Raw genomic sequence first — 17634 nt, forward strand, 5'->3', positions numbered from 1 at the left:
CGGGCAAGCCGGTAAACTGGCGGACTTTCGTGGCCTCTGCGGCCGCGCCATCTCCTTTCCGCGAGTTCGCCCTTGAGCATGTCCGCACGCAGCCATTCCCTTCCCGACGTCGCCGGTGACCAGGCCCAGGCCGCGGGCCTGCTCGACTGGGTGGGCATGTCCCAGATCGCGCTGCCGCTGCGGATCGAAGGCGGCGACGGCACCCAGGTGACGGTGGCCGCGTCCGCCGACATCGGCGTGAACCTGATCGACGCGGATGCGCGTGGCATCCACATGTCGCGGCTCTATCTGCATCTGCAGGACGCGTTGTCCAGCGAGCCGCTGGGCCGCGCCTCGCTGCAGCGCGTGCTGCAGGACTGCATCGCCTCGCAGCGCGGCCTGGCCGACCGGGTCCAGCTGACCCTGCGCTACGACCAGCTGCTGCGCCGGCCGGCGCTGGCCAGCGCGCACAGCGGGTGGAAGTCGTATCCGGTGGAGATCGATGCGGTGCTCGACCCGCAGGGCCTGGCCTTGACCCTGTCGGTCTCGGTCGAATACTCCAGCACCTGTCCGGCCTCGGCCGCGCTGTCGCGCCAGCTCAATGCGGCGCGCTTCGCCAGCGATTTCGCGGGCACCACGCCGGATCTGGACGCCGTGCACGACTGGCTGGCGTCGCCGCGCGGCCTGGCTGCCACCCCGCACGCGCAGCGCAGCCGCGCCGACGTGCGTCTGGCCCTGACCGGGGATGTCGAGGCGTTCCCGGTGCTGGCCCTGGTCGATGCGCTCGAACACGCCCTGGCCACGCCGGTCCAGACCGCGGTCAAGCGCGAGGACGAGCAGGCCTTCGCCTCGCTCAATGCCGAGAACCTGATGTTCTGCGAGGACGCCGCGCGTCGCGTGGCCGCCGTGCTGACCGCCAACCCGCGCGTCGCGCGCTTCGATGCCACGGTGTCGCACTTCGAAAGCCTGCACGCGCATGACGCGGTTGCGCGGGTGAGCGGGTGAGCGGGCCGTAAGCGTTTTCGACATCTGGCTCGCTACTTCAAGAAGACGTTTTTTGCCCGTTTTCCCGGCCGTTTTCAACGGACGGATGCCTGACAAGACGTGCGCCGCCGCCTGCTTTACCGGGCCTGCAAATGGCAGTCCACGGTTGACCAGTCATCCGGCTGTCGAGGCGCGCTTCTGGCGTGCGCCGGGATGACGCGGGCCCAAGCCCATGGCGCCGACCACTGGCCGCTGATCGCGTGTTGCGCGCTTCGACAACACGGCTCGCACTCCGAAAACTTGCCTGCATACGCACGCCGAGGTGGCGCAGACGAGCGGGCCGCGAGTTGTTCGAGCCGTCAGGTTCACCCTGTCGAATGACGTCTTTCGGCTGCCATCCCGGCGCACGCCGGATGCGTTCTTCAACAGCCGCACGGGCTGGTCATCCGCCGCCTCTGCTTGACTGGAGCTGGAAATGAAGTCGATGGAAGCGACGTCATCCAGCTGTGGGCGCGGATCCAGCTGCGCCGGAATGACGCCTGGACCTACGGCCGCTCCAGCACCAGCTGCGGATCCACCCGCACGTCGAGCCAGTTCATGCCCCAGTGCAGGTGCGGGCCCGTCGCGCGGCCGGTCGCGCCGACGGCGCCGATGACCTGGCCCTGTTCGACGCGATCGCCGACGCGCGCGTCGATGCGCGACAGGTGCAGGAAGTTCGAGCTCACGCCGTGGCCGTGGTCCAGCAGCAGCGTGCCGCCGGTGAGGTAGAGGTCGGGCGCTGCGAAGGTGACGATGCCGGCGGCCGGTGCCTTGACCGGCGTGCCGGTCGGCGCCGCGATGTCCATGCCCGAATGCGGTGAGCCGGGCTGGCCGTTGTACGAACGCGCGCGGCCGAAGCGGCCGCTGATGCGACCCTCGACCGGACGGATGAAGCCGTTGCCGAAGTCGACACGATCGTCGTCGCGGACGCGGGCCGCTGTGACCTGGGCCTGCTCTCGGCGGATGCGTTCGGCGGTGGCCGGCGGTGGATTGACCGTGGTCGGCGGCACGCCGTTGACGCGTTCGACCGGCCAGTCGCGTGGCGTGATCACGATCGACGCGTTCTGGCTGCTGCCGTCCGCGCGCGTGACCTGCAGCTGCACCGGTCCGGCCTCGTCGCGCCCGATGCCGATCACCACGGTGCCGTAACCGCTGACCCGGACTGCGCGATCGCGATACGTCACCCGGCTGCCCGCGGGCACCTTGCCGATCACCAGGCTGCCCTGCTGCACCTGCGCGGGGAAGCGGATGTCACCGGCCTCCTGCGCCGACAGCGGCGATGCGATCGCAAGCATCGAAAGGAGCAGGACGAGGGTCAGGGGCAGACGGCGGAGCAGGGGCATGCGGTGATCCGGAAGAAAGAGAGTGCGCCGGGCACGCGGCGCCCCGGCGAGGACGGCGTGGTGCCGGCCGGCTCAGCGTGCGAACGCGAGCCGCTGTCCCGCCGCATCGCCGACGAGTTGCGTGCCATCCCAGGCAAGCCGGCCATTGACCCAGGTCGAGGCGATGCGCGAACGGAACGTCGTGCCTTCGAACGGCGACCAGCCGCACTTCGACAGCACCTGCTCGCGCGTCACGGTGAACGGCGTGTCTTCCACCATCACCAGATCGGCGAAGTAGCCCTCGCGCAGGAAGCCGCGTTCGGCGACGTCGAACAACTGCGCCGGTGCATGCGCGAACTTCTGCACCACGCGGGTGATGTCGAAGTGGCCCTCGTGCACGCATTCCAGCGCCGCGGTGAGCGCGAACTGCACCAGCGGCAGACCGCTCGGCGCACGCGTGTAGGGGTTCTGCTTTTCCTCCAGCGTGTGCGGCGCGTGGTCGGTGGCCAGCACGTCGATCACGTCCTCGGCCAGCGCGCGCAGCAGCGCCGCGCGATCGCGTTCGTCCTTGATCGCCGGATTGCACTTGATCAGATGGCCGAGGCGCGCGTAGTCCGGGCGGGCGAAGCGCAGGAAGTGGATGCAGGTCTCGGCGGTGATGCGCTTGCGCAGCTTACCGCTTGCATCGACCAGCGGGCCGGCCTCGAACAGCGCCAGTTCTTCGGCCGTCGAAATGTGCAGCACGTGCAGGCGGGTGTCATGGCGCCGGGCCAGCGACAGCGCCAGCTGCGTCGACTTCATGCAGGCCTCGCGCGAGCGGATGTCCGGATGGCATTCGGCCGGAATGTCGTCGCCGTACTTCGCCACGTATTCGCGCTGGATCGCATCGATCGTCGGCGTGTCCTCGCAGTGCGTGATGATCGGCACCGGGGTCTCGCGGAAGATGCCGTCCAGCGTCTCGGGGTTGTCCACCAGCATGTTGCCGGTCGAGGCGCCCATGAACACCTTGACGCCGGGCGTGGTCAGCGGGTCGATCCGGCGCACATGGTCGAGGTTGTCGTTGCTCGCGCCCATGTAGAAGCCGTAGTTGGCGCGGGCGCGGCCGGCGGCGCGGTCGTACTTGTCCTGCAGGACCTCGGCATTGAGCGTCGGCGGACTGGTGTTGGGCATGTCCATGAAGCTGGTCAGTCCGCCGGCGACGGCCGCGCCCGACTCGCTGGCCATGTCGGCCTTGTATTCCATGCCCGGTTCGCGGAAATGCACTTGGTCGTCGATCATGCCGGGCAGCAGCCAGCGGCCGGCGGCATCGACGATCGCCGGATTGCCGCGCGCCGGCAGGTCGGCGCCGATCTCGGCGATGCGGCCGTCGGCGCCAATGCGCAGGTCGCCTTCGATCACCCGGCCTTCGTTGACGAGGCGGGCGTTGCGGATGAGGGTCTCGGTCATGGATTCGGGTCCAGTTTCGGCATCGGCACCGGATCGTGCCCGCCGGGATGCAGGGGATGGCAGCGTGCAAGCCGCCGGGCCGCGAGCCAGCCACCGCGCAGGACCCCGAAGCGGGCGATGGCGACCATCGCGTACTCCGAACAGCTGGGGTGGAAGCGGCAGCGCGGGCCGAGCAAGGGGCTGATGAACCGCTTGTAGCCGCGCAGCAGGGCAATGAGGAAACGCTCGATCACGGCACGTCGGCGAAGGCGATGAACACAGCGGCGAACGTGGTTGCCGCTGCGGGGTTGGCAGGGTATAACACCCCGCTTCCCCGTCCAAGGGAATGACAAGGATCGCAGCACGTGGCAGTCAAGAAACCCGTGAAGAAGGCCGTCCAGAAGGCCGCCAAGCCCGCCGCCAAAGCACCTGCCAAGGTTGCGGCCAAGAAGTCGTCCGTCACCAAGAAAGCGGCGCCCGCGAAACAGGCTGCAAAGCCTGCGGCGGCCGTGAAGAAGACTGCTGCGAAGAAGGTCGTCGCCAAGGCGCCTGTGAAAAAGGCGGCTGCGCCCCGACCGCCCGCCAAGAAGGCCACGCCTTCCAAGGCGCCTGTCAAGAAGACCGCGAAGAAGGTGGTGGCCAAGGCCGCGCCGTCCAAGCCTGCGGCGAAGCCCAAGGCCGTCGCTCCCGCGCCGGCTGGCAAGCCCGTCGCCAAGAAGGCCGCACCGGCGAAGTCCATCAGCGACAAGCCCGCGGCCGCCCCGGAGACCCGACCTGCCAAGGCGGCTCCAGTGAAACCGGCCGCGCCGAAGGTAGCGGCTTCCACTCCCACAACACGTCCACGTCCGGCCGGCAAGGTGGCCGTCGCGGGCGTTGCGCGCCAGGCGGAACCGGCGCCCAAGACGAAGGTGAAGGTCGTGCAGTACAAGACCGATGTAGAAACAGGTCGTCCCATCCTCCCGGAAGGCTACAAGCCCGGTGCCGACGAGGAATACATGAGTGCGTTGCAGCTCGAATATTTCCGTCAGCGCCTGCTCAAGTGGCGGACGGATCTGGTCGAAGAATCCAAGCAGACGATCGAAAACCTAAAGGACGAAGTCCGCGATGTCGGTGATGAAGCCGAGCGCGCGACCCGCGAAACCGAGAATTCGCTCGAACTGCGGACCCGTGATCGCTACCGCAAGCTGATCGGCAAGATCGACAGCACGCTCAAGCGCGTCGACTCCGGCGAGTACGGCTACAGCGTCGATTCGGGCGAAGAGATCGGTCTGGAGCGCCTCGAGGCGCGCCTGACCGCCGAGCGCACGATCGACGAGCAGGAGCGCTGGGAACATCTGCAGAAGCAGATGGGGGATTGAGCGAAAAGCGGTGACCGGGGATTCGGGATTCGAAAAAGCGGATCACCGTCCCCGCTTCGCTCGATGCAGAAAAAGCCCGCCGATGGCGGGCTTTTTCGTGCGCGACTGATGTGTTTTCGAATCACCAATCACCAATCACGAATCCCGGCTTCACTTCAGATCACGCAGATCCAGACGGCGCAGCACCGGCGCCTTCTTCGCGGTCACCGCGACCACGCCCATCGTCATGAAACCACCGAGCACCACGGCGGGCACCAGGCCGAGCAGGCGCGCCATCGAACCCATGTAGAACGCGCCGATCTCGTTCGACGAGCCCACGAACAGGCCGTTGATCGACGACACCCGGCCGCGCATGTGGTCGGGCGTGGCCAGCTGCATGATCGTCGAGCGCATGACCACCGACACGCCGTCGCACATGCCCGACAGCAGCAGGAAGAAGGCCGACAGCCAGAACGCCGTCGACAGGCCGAATCCGATCATGCACAGGCCGAAGCAGGCCACCGCCACCAGCAGCGCCCGTCCCGCATTGCGCTGGATCGGATGCCGGGCCAGCCAGATCCCCATCGCGACCGCGCCCAGCGCCGGTGCGCCGCGCAGGATGCCCAGGCCTTCGGGACCGTAGTCGAGGATGTCGTGGATGAAGGCGGGCGCCAGCGAGATCGCACCGCCGAAGAGCACCGCGAACATGTCCAGCGCCAGCGCGCCCAGCAGGATCTGGTGACCGAATACGAAGCGCGCGCCTTCGGCGATGCTGGCGAACACCGGCTCGCGCTGCAGCTGTGGGGCCGGCTCGGTGACGTCCATGCGCCAGAGGAAGACGATCACCACCAGGGCCAGCGCCGCGGCCAGGGCGAACACCGCCGGGATGCCGATCGGCTTGATCAGCACGCCACCGATCGCCGGACCCAGCACCAGCGCGCTCTGGAACACGATGCTGCCCAGGCTTGCGCCGCGTGCGTACTGGGCGCGCGGCAGGACCCGGGCGAACAGCGCGTTGTAGACCGGTCCGAGAAACGCGCGGACCATGCCGGTCAGCACGATCGGCAGGTAGAGCAGCCAGATGCTGCCGGCGATGACCTCCAGCACGATCAGCGCCAGCAGCAGCGGCGTGATCGCCAGCCCCGCCGCTGCGACCATGCCCAGCCGGCGACGCGGCAGGTGGTCGACCAGATAGCCGGCGAACGGCGCCACGCAGAAGTAGGGCAGCACCTCGGCAAGACCCACCAGCCCGAGCATCCACGGGTTTCCAGTCACCGCATAGATGTGCCAGCCGACGGTGACCGCGACGATCTGGTACGACAGGATCGTGAAGATCCGGTAGCCCAGCAGCGCACGGAAATTCCGGTTGCGCAGCGGCGCGGCGCGGCTGGTCGACGCGTCGTCGGCACCGCTGTCCGGCGGCGGGGTGCTCACGCCAGTGCGCGCTGCGCCCGGTCCTTGATGAAGGCCAGCAGCGCGGCGAGGCCGTTGCTGCGGGTCGGCGACAGGTGCTTGGACAGGCCGACATCGCCGACGTAGCTGGCATCGGTGTCGAGGATCTCGCGGGCGCTGCGGCCGGAATACACCCGCAGCGCGAGGTAGATCAGGCCGGACACGATCGCCGAATCACTGGCGGCGGCGAATTCGAGCCGGTCGGCGTCGCCCGAGGGCACGATCCAGACCATCGACTGGCAGCCATGCAGGCGGTTGGCCTCGGTCTTCAGGTCGTCCGGAAACGCCGGCAGCCTGCGGCCGAGGTCGATCAGGTACTGGTAGCGCTCGGACCAGTCGCTGAAGAATGCGAACTCTTCGGCGATGGCGCGCTGCGCGGCTTCGGGACTTTCGTCGAGGGGGAACGTGGGAGCGGTCACTGCGGCAACGGGAAGCGGGCGGGCCGCGCGTGGCGCGGTCCAGAACGCGACATTCTGACGGAATCGCGTGCGGAAGGCGTGCCCGCAACGCTGCATTCCCGTGGTCGCACGGGCAATGGGCTCGTCTGACGGACCGCGATCCGCGGATTGTCGCCATGCTCATTCGTATTCATTCATGCTGCGCGCCTCGACGACATCCATTACGGAGGCGCGATGGCCACTGCCATCGTCTGGTTTCGCAACGATCTGCGCCTGGACGACCAGCCGGGGCTGCGAGCCGCGCTCGATGCCGGCTTCGCGCCCGTCTGCGTCTACATCCACGCGCCAGAAGAAGAGGGTGACTGGGGCCCCGGCGCGGCCTCCAATGCCTGGCGGCACCGCTCGCTGCAGGCGCTGGATACGGCGCTGCGTGCGCGCGGCTCCCGTCTGCGGATGTTCCATGGCCCCACCTTGCCGACCCTGCAGACGCTGGTCGACACCTGCGGCGCCGAGGCCGTGTTCTGGAATCGCCGCTACGAGCCTGCAATCGAGGCACGCGACGCGACCATCAAGCGGGCGCTGCGGGAAGCGGGCATCCGCGCGGACAGCCACAACGGCGCGTTGCTGTTCGAGCCTTGGTCGGTCAGCACCGGACAGGACGGCCCCTACAAGGTGTTCACCCCGTTCTGGCGCAAGGCCCTGACCCAGTGGCAGCCGGAAGCGCCCTGGTCGGCGCCGCGCACCTTGCCGGCGGTGGATGACGGCCCGCACGGCGTGCCGCTGGACGATCTGCTGCTGACCGCCTCGCCGGCGTGGGATACCGGCTTCTGGGAGACGTGGACGCCGGGCGAGGCAGGCGCACATGAAGCTCTCGAGGTGTTCATCGACGGCGCACTGCACGGCTATCGCGACAGCCGCGACCGGCCGGACCAGGTCGGCACCTCGCGCCTGTCGCCGCATCTGCATTTCGGCGAGATCGCGCCCTGGCGTGTAGTGGCTCTGCTGGAGGACGCGCGCCGGGCGAATACGGCAGCCGATATCGACGGCTACGTGCGCCAGCTCGGCTGGCGCGAGTTCTCGCATCATCTGCTGCACCATTTCCCGAAGACGCCGACGCAGGACTTCAATCCGAAGTTCGCGCGCTTCAAATGGGCGCGGCGCGATGCCCGTCAGCTCGACGCCTGGCGCCACGGCAGGACCGGCGTGCCGATCGTCGACGCCGGCATGCGCGAACTCTGGCACCAGGGCTGGATGCACAACCGGGTGCGCATGATCGTCGGCAGCTGGCTGTGCAAGCACATGCGGATCCATTGGCACGAAGGTGCCCGCTGGTTCTGGGACACGCTGGTCGATGCGGATCTGGCCAACAACACGTTGGGCTGGCAGTGGATCGGCGGGACCGGCGCGGATGCGTCGCCGTACTTCCGTATCTTCAATCCGGTCACCCAGTCCGAAAAGTTCGATCCCAAGGGCGACTACATCGCGCGCTGGGTACCCGAGCTCGCCCGTCTGCCCGTCCCGCTGCGCATGGCGCCCTGGCGCGATCCCGATCGACTCGCCGCCGTGGCGCCCGACTATCCGAGCGCACCGATCGTCGGGCTGGAAGCGGGCAGGGATGCCGCGCTGGCGGCGTATCGCGACAGCCGGTGAGGCGGCGACGGCCGCGTGGCCGTAGGGCGCTGTCGCCGGCAGCTCGGGTCATGCGCCCCCGGTCGCGTTCGCCCGTTATCGTTCCGGGATTGACGACGCAACACCGCACCGTTTCCATTCCTCGGTTCGCCACGCGGTCCAGTGCAACGCTTTTGCTGAACAGGGGTGGTCGACGCAAAAGCCCCGTCACTCCGCATGCATCCTGAACGGGTTAGTGTCGGCGCCGTTCTTTCGACGGACCTCGCGTCCGCATCCCGCGACCATCAGGAGACATCCATGCGCACACTGACTTCCGCAGGTATCACCACTGCACTTGCCGGCGCCCTGCTGCTGACCAGCTGCGCCACGTACACCGGCCAGACGAACGCGCCCGACGACCCGAACCGCACGCGCAACAACGCGTTGATCGGTGCCGGCATCGGTGCGGTCGCCGGCCTGCTCAGCGGCGGTGATGCGACCGAACGTCGCCAGCGCGCGATGGTCGGCGCGGGTGTCGGCGGTCTTGCCGGTGGCGCCGTGGGTGCCTACCAGGATCGCCAGGAAGCCGAGCTGCGTCGCCAGACCCAGGGCACCGGCATCCAGGTCGACCGCGACGGTGACGTCATCAAGCTCAACCTGCCGGACGGCGTGACCTTCGACTTCGGCAAGGCCGATCTCAAGTCGCAGTTCTACCCCGCGCTCAACAACGTCGCGCGCACGCTGTCGGAATATGACCAGACCATCGTCGAGATCTCGGGTCACACCGACAGCGTCGGCAGCGACGCGGTCAACCAGCGCCTCTCGCAGCAGCGTGCGGATTCGGTGGGTAACTACCTGATCGGCCAGGGCCTGCTGCGTCAGCGCTTCGAGATCGTCGGTTTCGGCAAGTCGCGTCCGGTGGCCGACAACGGCACGGAGCAGGGTCGCGCGCTCAACCGCCGCGTCGAGATCCGGGTGATTCCGCTGCAGTCGTAAGTCGCAGCGAGCGTCACAAAAAAGCCCCGGCATTGCCGGGGCTTTTTTTGTGGTCTGCGATCCGCATTCCAGCGGCGCACGTCATGCCCGCCAGTGCGGGAATCCATACACCGCAACAGAGCGGCGGGTACAAGGTCCCCGGGTTCCCGCTTGCGCGGGAACCACGGTCTTCTCGTGACCTCGTACGTGCCCTTGGACTGCCGACATCGTGCGGCTCAAAGCGCCTCGATCACACCCGCGGCGCCCATGCCGGTGCCGATGCACATCGTCACCAGGCCGTAGCGCTTCTTGCGACGGCGCATGCCGTGGACGATGGTCGCGGTGCGGATCGCACCGGTCGCGCCCAGCGGATGGCCCAGCGCGATCGCGCCGCCCAGCGGATTGACCTTCGACGGATCGAGCTTGCTGTCGCGGATTACCGCCAGCGCCTGCGCGGCGAAGGCTTCGTTGAGTTCGATCCAGTCGATGTCGTCAAGCGTGAGGCCAGCCTGCGCCAGCGCCTTCGGAATCGCCGCGATCGGGCCGATGCCCATGACCTCAGGACGCACGCCGGCGACGGCGAAACTGACGAAACGCGCCAGCGGCTTCAGACCGTAGTCCTGCACGGCCCGCCCCGAGGCCAGCAGGATGCCGGCGGCACCATCACTCATCTGCGAGCTGTTGCCGGCCGTCACCGAACCGCCGAACTGGCCGTTGCGGAACACCGGACGCAGCTTGGTCAGGCCTTCGATCGACGAGTCCTGGCGCGGGCCTTCATCGGTGTCGACCAGCAGCTTCTTCAGACGCACGGCATTGCCTGCGAGGTCGGGCTGGTGGGAGACGATTTCGTAGGGGCTGATCTCGTCCTTGAACTCGCCGGCCTGGATCGCGGCGATCGCCTTCTGGTGCGAGGCGAGGGCGAACGCGTCCTGGTCCTCGCGCGAGACCTTCCATTCCTCGGCGACCTTCTCGGCGGTGATGCCCATACCGTAGGCGATCGCGACGTGGTCGTCCTTGAACACGCTCGGGCTCAGCGCGACCTTGTTGCCCATCATCGGCACCATCGACATCGACTCGGTGCCGCCGGCCAGCATCAGGTCGGCATTTCCGAGGCGGATCTCGTTGGCCGCCAGCGCGACAGCCTGCAGGCCAGACGAGCAGAAGCGGTTGATGGTCTGCGCAGCCACCGTGTCGGGCAGGCCTGCCAGCAGCACGCCGATGCGCGCCACGTTCATGCCTTGCTCGCCTTCGGGCATCGCACAGCCGATCACGGCGTCGTCGATGCGATTGACATCGATACCCGGCGCCTGCGCGACGACGGCCTTGAGCACGTGCGCGAGCATGTCGTCGGGGCGGGTGTTGCGGAACACGCCCTTCGGCGCCTTGCCCACCGGGGTGCGGGTGGCGGCGACGATGTAGGCGTCCTGGATCTGCTTGCTCATTGGAAACTCCGGAATCTTGAGGCGTATGCGATTCGTAATTCGTGGATTGGTGATTGGTAATTCGAAAATGCGGAAATGCCGCTTCTTCGAATCACGAATGACGAATCACCAATCACGGCGCTTGTTCAGTTCCTCAGCGGCTTACCGGTCTTGAGCATGTGGCCGATGCGCGCCTGGGTCTTCTCCTGCTGGGCGAGCTCGACGAAATGCTTGCGCTCCAGACGGATCAGCCAGTCCTCGTCGACGACCGCGTTGCGGTCCACGTCGCCGCCGCACAGGACGGTGGCGATGCGCTCGGCGATCTCGTAGTCGTATTCGCTGACGAACCGGCCTTCGAGCATGTTGACCAGCAGCATCTTGAACGTGGCGATGCCGACGTCGCCGGCGACGCGGATCGCGCGTGCGGGCAGCGGCGGGCGATAGCCGGCTTCGGCCAGCGCCGACGCCTGCTGGCGTGCCACGTGCAGCAGTTCGAACGCGTTGAAGGTCACGATGTCGTCGGCGCGCAGCAGGCCGAGTTCCTTGGCGTTGACCGCCGAGTTCGACACCTTGGCCATCGCGATGGTCTCGAAGGTCTTCTTCAGCTCGGCGAACACATCGCCGTTCGGACCCGCGGCCTCGGACGCACGCACCGCCAGTTCCTTCAGGCCGCCGCCGGCCGGCAGCAGGCCGACGCCGGCCTCGACCAGGCCGATGTAGCTTTCCAGATGCGCCACGGTGCGCGCGCTGTGCATCTGGAACTCGCAGCCACCGCCCAGCGCCAGACCGCGCACGGCCGCGACCACGGGCACCAGCGAGTACTTGATGCGCTGGCTGGTCTTCTGGAAGTTCTCGACCATCGCCTCGAACGCGTCGACCTTGCCGGCCTGCAGCAGGCCCAGCGCACCGGCGAGATCGGCACCGGCCGAGAACGGCTCCTTCGGCTGCCAGATCACCACGCCCTTGAACTTCTGCTCGGCGATGCCGATCGCTTCCTGGATGCCGTCGAGCACGTGGTCGGAGACCGTGTGCATCTTGGTCTTGAAGCTGATCACGCCGATGTCGTCGCCGTCCGTCCACAGACGGATGCCGTCGTTCTCGTACACCGTCTCGCCCTGATCGAAGCGCTCACCCAGCAACAGATCGGGGAAGCGCTGGCGGCGATACACCGGCAGCGCGGAGCGCGGCAGCTTGGCGTTCTTCGAGGGGCTGTAGCTGCCTTCGGCGGCGTGCACGCCCTCGCGGCCGTCGAACACCCAGTCGGGCAGGGGCGCGCTGCTCATGGTCTTGCCGGCGACGATGTCCTCGGCGATCCAGTCGGCAACCTGCTTCCAGCCCGCGGCCTGCCACAGTTCGAACGGACCCTGCTGCCAGCCGTAGCCCCAGCGGATCGCCAGATCCACGTCACGCGCGGTCTCGGCGATGTCTTCGAGATGCACGGCGCTGTAGTGGAACAGGTCGCGCAGGATCGCCCAGACGAACTGCGCCTGCGGGTGCTCGCTGGCGCGCAGCTGGGCCATGCGCTGCGCCGGGTCCTTGTTCTTGAGGATCGCGACCACCTCGTCGGCGGCCTTGCGGTCCGAGGCGCGGTAGTCCTGCTTCTCGAGATCGAGGACCAGGATGTCCTTGCCGGCCTTGCGGAAGATGCCGGCGCCGGTCTTCTGGCCCAGCGCGCCCTTGTCGATCAGCGCCGTCAGCCACTTCGGCGAGGCGAAGTACTCGTGCCAGGGATCTTCGGGCAGCGTGTCGGCCATCGTCTTGATGACATGCGACATCGTGTCCAGACCCACGACATCCGAGGTGCGGTAGGTCGCCGACTTCGGGCGGCCGAGCAGGGGGCCGGTCAGCGCATCGACCTCGTCGAAGCCGAGCTTCGATTCCTGGGTGTGGTGGATCGTCGACAGGATCGAGAACACGCCGATCCGGTTGCCGATGAAGTTCGGAGTGTCCTTGGCATAGACCACGCCCTTGCCGAGCTGGGTCACCAGGAAAGTTTCGAGGCCTTCGAGCACCGACTGGTCGGTGGTCTTGGCCGGAATCAGTTCGGCCAGATGCATGTAGCGCGGCGGGTTGAAGAAATGCACGCCGCAGAAGCGGTGGCGCAGTTCTTCGGGAAGAACGTCCGCCAAGGCATTGATTCCAAGGCCCGAGGTGTTGCTGGCGAGCACCGCATGCGCCGGCACGTGCGGGGCGATCTTGCGGTAGAGGTCCTGCTTCCGGTCCATCTTCTCGGCGATCGCCTCGATGATCAGGTCGCAGCTTTCGAGCTCGGCCAGGCCGGTTTCGTAGTTCGCCGGGACGATGGCCTCGGCCAGCGACTTGCTGCTCAGCGGGGCCGGGCTCAGCTTGGCCAGGTTCGCGAGCGCCTTGCGCACCACGCCGTCCTTGTCGCCCTCCTTGGCAGGCAGGTCGAACAGGACCGTGTCGATCCCGGCGTTGGTCAGGTGCGCGGCGATCTGCGCGCCCATGACACCCGCGCCGAGAACCGCGGCGCGACGTACAAGCAATTTCTCAGACATTTGCTCCATCCCTTTGTTTCAAAAAGAAACCCGGCGTGGCCGGGCTGGTGGTCAGGCGCGGAAACCGGCCGCGGCGAAGCGGATCAGCTCCCCGGCGATGCGGCTGCGGTGCGCATGTTCGGTGGTGCCCGGCGGGCGTTTGATCAGGCCGAAATCGGCCATGGCATAGGTCAACGCACCGGCGAGGAAATCGAGCCGGCCGTAGAGTTCGGCCTTGCCCAGCGCCGGCAGGTTGGTCGACAGTGCGGCGGCGAACTCGCGGGGCACATGTCCGTACTGCTCGGACAGAAACTTGCGCAGGGCGTCGTTCTTCTCGACGTAGGCCCGGGCGATGACGCGGACGAAAGCGCCACTGCCGGAACGTCCGCCGGCCATGTCCAGCGCGGGTTCGACGAATGCCGCGATGATCGGCTCGATCTCGCCCGGGTGTTCGGTCAGTGCAAGTTTGAGTTGCGCGAGCCGCTGCGCGCTCATCTGGTCCATGCGGCGACGGAAGACCTCGTTGACGAGGTTCTCCTTGCTGCCGAAGTGATAGTTGACCGCGGCGATGTTCACGTCCGCCCGGCTGGTCACCTGCCGCAACGACGTGCCCGCGAACCCGTGGGTCGCGAACAGCTCCTCGGCGGCGCCGAGAATCTTGTCTTTCGTGGAGAACTGGGCGGTCGCCATCGGCGGTCATCCTAATCAAACGCTTGTTTGATGCTAGGCCCAAGCCACCTGACGCGTCAATGACCCGGCGGCCCCCGGCACCTGCGCCGCTTGGTCCGAATACGTTAGAATCTCCGCAGCCATGTTGGCTAAACCCGCGTCCCATCGCGGGTTTTTCCATTTCCATGTAGACTTGGCCGTTCCGGAGCGGACGGCCCCATAACCCCGGAGAACACCAGATGGCGCTCGAGCGCACCCTGTCCATCGTCAAGCCCGACGCCGTTGCCAAGAACGTCATCGGCGAGATCTATTCCCGCTTCGAAAAGGCCGGCCTGAAGATCGTGGCCGCCAAGTACAAGCAGCTGACCCGCGAGGAAGCGGAAGGCTTCTACGCCGTGCACAAGGAGCGTCCGTTCTTCGGCGCGCTGGTCGAGTTCATGACCTCCGGCCCGGTGATGATCCAGGCCCTGGAAGGCGAGAACGCCGTGGCCGCACACCGCGACCTGCTGGGCGCCACCAATCCGAAGGACGCCGCGCCGGGCACCATCCGCGCCGACTTCGCAGACTCCATCGACGCCAACGCCGCCCACGGCTCGGATTCGGTCGAGAACGCGCAGACCGAGATCGCGTACTTCTTCAAGAACGACGAAGTCGTTTCCCGCTGAGTAATGCCATCGTGACCGAGGTCGCCATCGACGCCACCGTCGCCAAGCAGAACCTGCTCGACCTCGACCGCGAGGGTATGGAGCGCTTTTTCGCCGAGACCCTCGGCGAAAAGCGCTTCCGTGCCCACCAGATCATGAAGTGGATCCACCATCGCTACGTGACCGACTTCAACGACATGACCGACCTGGGCAAGGCGCTGCGCGCCAAGCTCGAGGCGCATGCCGAAGTCCGCGTACCGCAGATCCAGTTCGAAAAGCCCTCCACCGACGGCACCCACAAGTGGCTGCTGGCGATGGATGGCAAGAACGCCATCGAGACCGTCTACATCCCCGACAAGGGGCGCGGCACGCTGTGCGTGTCCTCGCAGGTCGGCTGTGCGCTCAATTGCCAGTTCTGTTCCACCGCGACCCAGGGCTTCAACCGCAACCTGTCGACCGCCGAGATCATCGGCCAGGTCTGGGTGGCGGCGCGGCATCTGGGCAACGTGCCCCACAAGCAGCGCAAGCTCACCAATGTCGTGATGATGGGCATGGGCGAGCCGCTGATGAATTTCGACAACGTCGTCCGCGCGATGAGCATCATGCGTGACGATCTGGGCTACGGCCTGGCCAACAAGCGGGTCACGCTGTCGACCGCCGGCGTCGTGCCGATGATCGACAAGCTGGGCGAAGTCAGCGACGTCTCGCTGGCGGTGTCGCTGCATGCGCCCAACGACGCGCTGCGCACCCGGCTGGTGCCGTTGAACAAGAAGTACCCGATCGCCCAGCTGATGGAGTCGTGCGTGCGCTACGCCGAGCGCAAGCGCGGGGCGTCGGTCACGTTCGAATACACCCTGATGAAGGATGTGAACGACCAGCCCGAGCACGCCCGCGAGCTGGTCCGCCTGATGCGGGAGTTCGACAACCGCCTGCAGATGAAGGACGCGGCCAAGGTCAATCTGATCCCGTTCAACCCGTTCCCGGGCACCCGCTTCGAGCGGCCGGAGGACGGCGCGATCCGCCGCTTCCAGAAGCTGCTCAACGAATCCGGGCGCATCGCGCCGGTCCGCCGCACGCGCGGCGACGACATCGACGCGGCCTGCGGCCAGCTCAAGGGGCAGGTCGCGGACCGCACCCGTCGGCAGGCGGAACACCGCAAGCTGCTGGCGGAGGGGGATTCAGGTGTCGATGCGGCTGCGTGATGCAGCGCTTCTTCTGATCCTGGTGCCGGCGCTGGTCGGCTGCTCCCGGCTTGGTTTCATCAAGCCGAGTGGCAAGAACGATTTCCGGCCCGATCCGCCGACCTACAACACCCGCGGGACCGCCGAGTCCCGCCGCAACGAGACCGCCCGCCAGGATCTCGTGCTGGCGACCCGCGAACTCGAAGCCGGCAACGATGCCGCCGCCGAACGTGCCGCGCGCCGCGCGCTGCGCACCGATGGCACCGCGGCCGACGCCAATACCGTGCTCGCACTGCTGCAGGAACGGCAGGGTCGTCGCGAGCAGGCCGGCGGCTTCTACCGCGCAGCGGTGGAGCGCGCGCCGGATCACGGCGCCTATCTCAACAACTACGGCGTGTGGCTGTGCGGCGGCGGGCAAGCCGCGGAATCGCTCGCTTATTTCGATGCCGCCGTACGCGATCCCCGTTACGGCGCGCCGGCCGGCGCGATGGCGAATGCCGGTTCCTGCGCGCTGGATGCAGGACAGCCCGGTCGTGCCGAACCCGATCTGCGCGCGGCGCTGGCGCTCGATCCGGACAACGTCGTGGCGCTCGATGCGATGGCCCGGCTGCTCTTCGGCCAAGGGCGTTTTTTCGATGCGCGCGCTTTTTCGCAAAGACGGCTTGCCGCGGGCCCTGCAACTGCGGCAGCATTGCAACTGGCGGCACGTATCGAACAGGGACTCGGCGACTCCAACGCCGCCGAGCGTTACGTGCAACGCCTTCTGACGGATTTTCCGTCCTCGCCGAACGTCCAGCCAAGGGAAGCCAGTTCACCATGAGTTCTTCGAACCAGACCGTGCCTGCGTCTTCGTCTGGGGTCGGTGAGCGTTTGCGCGAGGCTCGAGAACAGGCCGGGCTGAGCATCGCGGACGTGGCGGGGCGGCTGCGCATGCAATTGCGGGTGGTGGAAGCGCTGGAAGCCGAGAACTGGAGCCGCCTCGGCGCCCGGGTCTTCGTGCGGGGCCAGCTGCGCAGCTACCTGCGCCTGCTGAACTTGCCGGAATCGCTGTCCGACAGCGTGCCCGATGCCTCCCTGGTGCAGGCGCCCGAACTCACGCCGCGGACCTATACGCCGCCGATGCAGCGCATGCTCGACAAGGCGATGGGCCGCGCGGTCTATGTGGTGATCACCGCGCTGATCGTCGTGCCGGTCTGGGTCGCCACGCGCACCCATGTCGGCAGCGCCGACGAAGTGACCGCGTCGCTGGGACTGGCGAACGAGGCCGAACCTGCGCCCACCGCATCGCGGCCTGCCGGCCCGACGCCGGTGACCGCATCGCTCGGTGGCATGTCGAAGCGCCCGGCCGTCGCGCCGCTGGCGGATGTGCCCGAATCCACCGCAGCCACCGACCAGTCGCTGGTCCTGCGGTTCAACGGCGACAGCTGGATCGAGATCAGCGGCCGCGACGGTCGCCAGATCGAGCAGGCCCTCGTGCGGGCCGGCCAGGAACGCAGCTTCGACATCGCCGAAGTGGGCCGTGTCGTACTCGGCAATGCCGGTGCGGTCGAGGTGCTCCGCGGGAGCGACGTTCAGGATCTGTCCGACTTCCAGCGGGCCAGCGTCGCCCGCTTTGCGGTATCCTCCGACGGCGTTCTCGCGCCGCTCTCCGAGTAGCCCGCAGCGCATCCGGGCTCCGGCCCGGTCGATCGGTGGTCGAGGC

General features: G+C 67.4%; 16 protein-coding genes. 8 read left to right on the forward strand and 8 right to left on the reverse strand.

The genetic code is table 11. From position 1 onward, the window contains the following. The first annotated feature begins 78 nt into the window (after positions 1-78). Positions 79-984, forward strand: a complete 906-nt coding sequence (gene folE2 / locus AC3A5K_RS01870; protein ID WP_487616295.1) for a GTP cyclohydrolase FolE2 — start codon at positions 79-81, stop codon at positions 982-984. Between the two features lie 524 nt (positions 985-1508). On the opposite strand, the gene AC3A5K_RS01875 is transcribed toward folE2, so the two are convergent. From AC3A5K_RS01875 to yidD, 3 genes are all read right to left on the reverse strand, one after another. After that, positions 1509-2297, reverse strand: a complete 789-nt coding sequence (locus AC3A5K_RS01875) for a M23 family metallopeptidase (RefSeq protein WP_487616296.1) — start codon at positions 2295-2297, stop codon at positions 1509-1511. Positions 2298-2417: 120 nt separating this feature from the next. Further along, on the reverse strand, positions 2418-3770 hold the full coding sequence (locus AC3A5K_RS01880; protein WP_487615811.1) for a dihydroorotase: 1353 nt from the start codon (positions 3768-3770) through the stop codon (positions 2418-2420). Then, the gene (gene yidD, locus AC3A5K_RS01885; RefSeq protein ID WP_487615812.1) at positions 3767-4003 is read right to left on the reverse strand and encodes a membrane protein insertion efficiency factor YidD; all 237 of its coding nucleotides are present in this window, start codon (positions 4001-4003) and stop codon (positions 3767-3769) included. Before yidD ends, AC3A5K_RS01880 begins: the two co-directional genes overlap by 4 nt. A gap of 111 nt (positions 4004-4114) precedes the next feature. Between yidD and dksA the strand changes: the two genes are divergently transcribed. Continuing rightward, a complete protein-coding gene (gene dksA, locus AC3A5K_RS01890; RefSeq protein ID WP_487615813.1) occupies positions 4115-5107 on the forward strand; it encodes an RNA polymerase-binding protein DksA in 993 nt (330 codons plus the stop codon). A 150-nt stretch (positions 5108-5257) separates the two neighbouring features. On the opposite strand, the gene AC3A5K_RS01895 is transcribed toward dksA, so the two are convergent. After that, positions 5258-6520, reverse strand: coding sequence for an MFS transporter (locus AC3A5K_RS01895; RefSeq protein ID WP_487615814.1), 1263 nt, complete (start codon positions 6518-6520; stop codon positions 5258-5260). After that, positions 6517-6957 (reverse strand): SufE family protein, encoded by a 441-nt coding sequence (locus tag AC3A5K_RS01900; RefSeq protein WP_487615815.1) that lies wholly within the window; start codon positions 6955-6957, stop codon positions 6517-6519. Before AC3A5K_RS01900 ends, AC3A5K_RS01895 begins: the two co-directional genes overlap by 4 nt. 213 nt (positions 6958-7170) lie before the next feature. On the opposite strand from AC3A5K_RS01900, the gene AC3A5K_RS01905 reads away from it, so the two are divergent. Beyond that, the gene (locus tag AC3A5K_RS01905) at positions 7171-8586 is read left to right on the forward strand and encodes a cryptochrome/photolyase family protein (RefSeq protein WP_487615816.1); all 1416 of its coding nucleotides are present in this window, start codon (positions 7171-7173) and stop codon (positions 8584-8586) included. A 276-nt stretch (positions 8587-8862) separates the two neighbouring features. Then, a complete protein-coding gene (locus AC3A5K_RS01910; protein WP_487615817.1) occupies positions 8863-9540 on the forward strand; it encodes a YiaD family glycine zipper/OmpA-like lipoprotein in 678 nt (225 codons plus the stop codon). Positions 9541-9755: 215 nt separating this feature from the next. On the opposite strand, the gene AC3A5K_RS01915 is transcribed toward AC3A5K_RS01910, so the two are convergent. From AC3A5K_RS01915 to AC3A5K_RS01925, 3 genes are all read right to left on the reverse strand, one after another. Beyond that, positions 9756-10961, reverse strand: a complete 1206-nt coding sequence (locus AC3A5K_RS01915; RefSeq protein WP_487615818.1) for an acetyl-CoA C-acyltransferase — start codon at positions 10959-10961, stop codon at positions 9756-9758. Positions 10962-11086: 125 nt separating this feature from the next. Continuing rightward, positions 11087-13459 (reverse strand): 3-hydroxyacyl-CoA dehydrogenase/enoyl-CoA hydratase family protein, encoded by a 2373-nt coding sequence (locus AC3A5K_RS01920; RefSeq protein WP_487615819.1) that lies wholly within the window; start codon positions 13457-13459, stop codon positions 11087-11089. Between the two features lie 51 nt (positions 13460-13510). After that, positions 13511-14128, reverse strand: a complete 618-nt coding sequence (locus AC3A5K_RS01925; protein WP_487615820.1) for a TetR family transcriptional regulator — start codon at positions 14126-14128, stop codon at positions 13511-13513. Between the two features lie 218 nt (positions 14129-14346). Here AC3A5K_RS01925 and ndk point away from each other — a divergent pair, with 218 nt between their 5' ends. The 4 genes from ndk to AC3A5K_RS01945 are packed head-to-tail and all read left to right on the forward strand — an operon-like array spanning position 14347 to position 17588. Then, positions 14347-14772: a nucleoside-diphosphate kinase gene (gene ndk, locus AC3A5K_RS01930; RefSeq protein WP_133392641.1), complete on the forward strand. Its 426-nt coding sequence runs from the start codon at positions 14347-14349 to the stop codon at positions 14770-14772. Beyond that, positions 14769-15953, forward strand: coding sequence for a dual-specificity RNA methyltransferase RlmN (gene rlmN / locus AC3A5K_RS01935; protein WP_487616297.1), 1185 nt, complete (start codon positions 14769-14771; stop codon positions 15951-15953). Before ndk ends, rlmN begins: the two co-directional genes overlap by 4 nt. Then, on the forward strand, positions 15940-16752 hold the full coding sequence (gene pilW / locus AC3A5K_RS01940) for a type IV pilus biogenesis/stability protein PilW (RefSeq protein WP_487615821.1): 813 nt from the start codon (positions 15940-15942) through the stop codon (positions 16750-16752). Before rlmN ends, pilW begins: the two co-directional genes overlap by 14 nt. Continuing rightward, positions 16749-17588: a RodZ domain-containing protein gene (locus tag AC3A5K_RS01945; RefSeq protein WP_487615822.1), complete on the forward strand. Its 840-nt coding sequence runs from the start codon at positions 16749-16751 to the stop codon at positions 17586-17588. Before pilW ends, AC3A5K_RS01945 begins: the two co-directional genes overlap by 4 nt. The last annotated feature ends 46 nt before the right edge of the window (positions 17589-17634 follow it).

The organism is Luteimonas sp. Soil_C_5 (assembly GCF_057656615.1).

Excerpts from the sequence above, each read along its gene's own strand:
- AC3A5K_RS01880 (WP_487615811.1), bottom strand. The coding sequence starts at position 3,770 with ATGACCGAGACCCTCATCCGCAACGCCCGCCTCGTCAACGAAGGCCGG.
- ndk (WP_133392641.1), top strand. The coding sequence starts at position 14,347 with ATGGCGCTCGAGCGCACCCTGTCCATCGTCAAGCCCGACGCCGTTGCC.
- AC3A5K_RS01920 (WP_487615819.1), bottom strand. The coding sequence starts at position 13,459 with ATGTCTGAGAAATTGCTTGTACGTCGCGCCGCGGTTCTCGGCGCGGGT.
- folE2 (WP_487616295.1), top strand. The coding sequence starts at position 79 with ATGTCCGCACGCAGCCATTCCCTTCCCGACGTCGCCGGTGACCAGGCC.
- AC3A5K_RS01945 (WP_487615822.1), top strand. The coding sequence starts at position 16,749 with ATGAGTTCTTCGAACCAGACCGTGCCTGCGTCTTCGTCTGGGGTCGGT.
- pilW (WP_487615821.1), top strand. The coding sequence starts at position 15,940 with ATGCGGCTGCGTGATGCAGCGCTTCTTCTGATCCTGGTGCCGGCGCTG.
- AC3A5K_RS01915 (WP_487615818.1), bottom strand. The coding sequence starts at position 10,961 with ATGAGCAAGCAGATCCAGGACGCCTACATCGTCGCCGCCACCCGCACC.
- AC3A5K_RS01875 (WP_487616296.1), bottom strand. The coding sequence starts at position 2,297 with ATGCTTGCGATCGCATCGCCGCTGTCGGCGCAGGAGGCCGGTGACATC.
- AC3A5K_RS01925 (WP_487615820.1), bottom strand. The coding sequence starts at position 14,128 with ATGGCGACCGCCCAGTTCTCCACGAAAGACAAGATTCTCGGCGCCGCC.
- AC3A5K_RS01905 (WP_487615816.1), top strand. The coding sequence starts at position 7,171 with ATGGCCACTGCCATCGTCTGGTTTCGCAACGATCTGCGCCTGGACGAC.
- AC3A5K_RS01910 (WP_487615817.1), top strand. The coding sequence starts at position 8,863 with ATGCGCACACTGACTTCCGCAGGTATCACCACTGCACTTGCCGGCGCC.